2 protein-coding genes and 1 pseudogene are annotated in these 3,028 nt (G+C 33.6%); all 3 read left to right on the top strand.

Annotated elements, in window-relative coordinates:
* A pseudogene (locus ACIQZC_RS10425) lies at nucleotides 1-1,496 on the top strand (DNA polymerase III subunit alpha); the annotation flags it as partial.
* A 111-nt stretch (nucleotides 1,497-1,607) separates the two neighbouring features.
* The gene (gene trxA, locus ACIQZC_RS10420; protein WP_133608539.1) at nucleotides 1,608-1,925 is read left to right on the top strand and encodes a thioredoxin; all 318 of its coding nucleotides are present in this window, start codon (nucleotides 1,608-1,610) and stop codon (nucleotides 1,923-1,925) included.
* 115 nt (nucleotides 1,926-2,040) lie between these two features.
* Complete coding sequence (locus ACIQZC_RS10415; protein ID WP_396139159.1) at nucleotides 2,041-2,979, top strand: DUF58 domain-containing protein; 939 nt, start codon at nucleotides 2,041-2,043, stop codon at nucleotides 2,977-2,979.
* Nucleotides 2,980-3,028 lie beyond the last annotated feature (49 nt).

Raw genomic sequence — 3,028 nt, 5'->3', positions numbered from 1 at the left:
GTAAAAAAGATAAGCCTGTTTTGGATAAAATGAAACCTAAATTCATCGAGCAAGCTTCAGAAAAGGGTCATGATTCGACTATTTTAGAGAAAATTTGGAAAGACTGGGAAGCGTTTGCTAGTTATGCTTTTAACAAATCGCATTCTACTTGTTATGCTTGGATTGCCTATCAAACCGCTTATTTAAAAGCACATTATCCTGCAGAATACATGGCTGCGGTGCTTTCAAATAATATGAACGACATCAAGCAAGTTTCTTTCTTTATGGAAGAATGTAAACGCATGGGATTAGACGTTTTAGGACCAGATGTGAATGAATCGTTCTATAAATTTACGGTAAACGAAAATTATGCTGTGCGTTTTGGAATGGGAGCCGTTAAAGGTGTTGGAGCAGGAGCTGTTCAAACCATAGTTGAGAATAGAAAAGAGGGTAATTATAAATCTATTTTTGATTTAGCAAAGCGAATTGACTTGCGTGCAGCGAACAAAAAAGCATTTGAAAATTTAGCATTAGCGGGTGGTTTTGATGGTTTTACCGAAACCCACCGCGCACAATATTTTCATCATGATGGCGACGGAATTACGTTTTTAGAAAAGGCAATTCGGTATGGATCTAAATTTCAAGAAAATGAGAATTCATCGCAAGTAAGTTTGTTTGGCGATGCTTCTGAAGTTCAAATAGCAGAACCCACAGTGCCTCCTTGTGAAGATTGGAGTACGATGGAAAAATTAGCCAAAGAAAAAGAAGTTGTTGGAATTTATATTTCGGGTCATCCATTAGATGAATATAAATTTGAAATGAAATATTTCTGCTCGGCAAAATTGGAAACGCTAAAAAACTTAGCACAACATTTGGGTAAAAATCTTTCTTTTGGCGGAATTGTAACCAATGTACAGCATCGAACCGCTAAAAACGGAAAAGGATGGGCAACCTTTGTTTTAGAAGGCTATGACGAAAGTTATGAGTTCCGAATTTTTGACGAAGATTATTTAAAATACCGCCATTTCTTGTTACAAAATCAGTTTGTGTTTTTTAAAATCAATGTAAAAGAAGGTTGGGTCAATCGCGAAACGGGTAAAAAATCTGATCCCAGAATTCAATTTATCGATGCAAAAATGCTGGCCGATGTATTGCCCTCATTTGCTAAAAAATTAATCATTCATTTAGATATTAAAGAGTTGCATTCCAATTTTGTGGCTGAATTAAACGAATTATTCACAGCAAATAAAGGAGATCATTCTGTAACCTTTGAAGTAATGGAATTAGAACGCATCAAAAAAACTATAGAGTTAAGCCCGATTATTATCGAAGAAGAAATTGAAATCACTGATGAAGGAGAAGAAGTATCTGAAATGGACCTCGATATTCCAATTGAAAAGGATGAAATTGTAGTTAAAACCAAGCTTTCTATGCCAAGCCGAAAATTAAAAGTAAAGATTTCGTCTGAATTGCTTCAGGAATTAGACAAAATGCAAGTAAGTTTCAAATTGAATTAATATAAATTCTAAATATAAGACTATAGTTAAAAGTAATATTAAAACATACTTTCATTGGTAATAAATTCCTAAATTTGCAATTCAAATAATTATAAAATTAAATAGTAAAATATGGCATTAGCAATAACAGATGCTACTTTTGACGAAGTAGTTTTGAAATCAGACAAACCAGTAGTAGTAGATTTTTGGGCAGCTTGGTGTGGACCATGTAGAATGGTTGGACCAGTTATCGACGAAATTCACAGCGAATATGAAGGAAAAGCAGTAGTGGGTAAAGTAGATGTGGATGCAAACCAAGAATTTGCTGCAAAATATGGTGTAAGAAATATTCCAACGGTATTAATATTCCAAAACGGAGAAGTAGTAGGAAGACAAGTTGGAGTGGCTCCTAAGAAAACCTATACTGATGCAATTGATGCATTGTTATAATAATTTTTAAAAAATACATATTGAAGGTTCAACGAGAGTTGGACCTTTTTTTATCCAGAACCTTTTATCCAGAACCTTTCACCTACAAAATAAAATCTTTCCCTATCTTTACGTTATGAATTTAGAGCAGCAAATAGAAAAAATATCCAGTTTTGAGCACTTAGAATTATTAGCAAACCAAATTGTGGAAGGCTTTATTTCTGGCATGCATAAATCTCCGTTTCATGGATTTTCTGCTGAATTTGCTGAACATAAAACCTATAATCAAGGCGAAAGCACCAAGCATATTGATTGGAAATTATTTGCCAAAACCGATCGTTTATATACCAAGCGATATGAAGAAGAAACCAATTTGCGATGTCATTTAATTGTTGACAATTCCTCATCAATGCATTATCCAAAATTGAAAACGAATCAGCCTTTTTATGAAAATAAAATAGGTTTTTCGGTATTGGCTTCGGCGGTTTTAATGAACTTACTAAAAAAACAGCGCGATGCAGTGGGTTTAAGTATCTACTCTGATAGTTATGAATATTATGCACCCGAAAAAGGAAGCGATCGTCATCATCGCATGATTTTAAATACTTTAGAAGGAGTTTTAAAAAGTAATTCCCAGACAAAAACCACCGATACAGTTACTTATTTACATCAAATTGCTGAGAATTTGCACCGTCGTTCTATGGTAATTTTATTTACCGATTTATTTCATTCCGAAGGGTCGGAAGAAGACAACGATAAAATTTTTAGAGCGCTTCAGCATCTAAAACATAATAAACATAAGGTAGTGGTCTTTCACGTATATGATCAAAAAACCGAATTGAACTTTAATTTTGATGCTGCTCCCCGAAAATTTATTGATGTTGAAACCGGCGAAACCGTTCAATTATTTGCCGAAAATACACAAGAAGCCTATCAAAAAGTCATTTCAAACTATTTTAAAACAATAGAAGCTACGTGTTTGCAATATCAAATCAAATATATTCCGGTAGCAATCGATGAAAAATTTGAAAAAATTATGACTTCTTATTTGGTTGAGAAACAAAAGTTTGCCTAGATCGCTCAAAAAACTTTACCTTTTTTTTAAAAAATATTTGCAGGAATCA

It is taken from the genome of Flavobacterium sp. (genome assembly GCF_044338735.1).
In the GTDB taxonomy this organism is placed as follows: domain Bacteria; phylum Bacteroidota; class Bacteroidia; order Flavobacteriales; family Flavobacteriaceae; genus Flavobacterium.
Note: the sequence above shows the minus strand (reverse complement) of the source record. Positions and strands in the feature narration are given on the sequence as shown.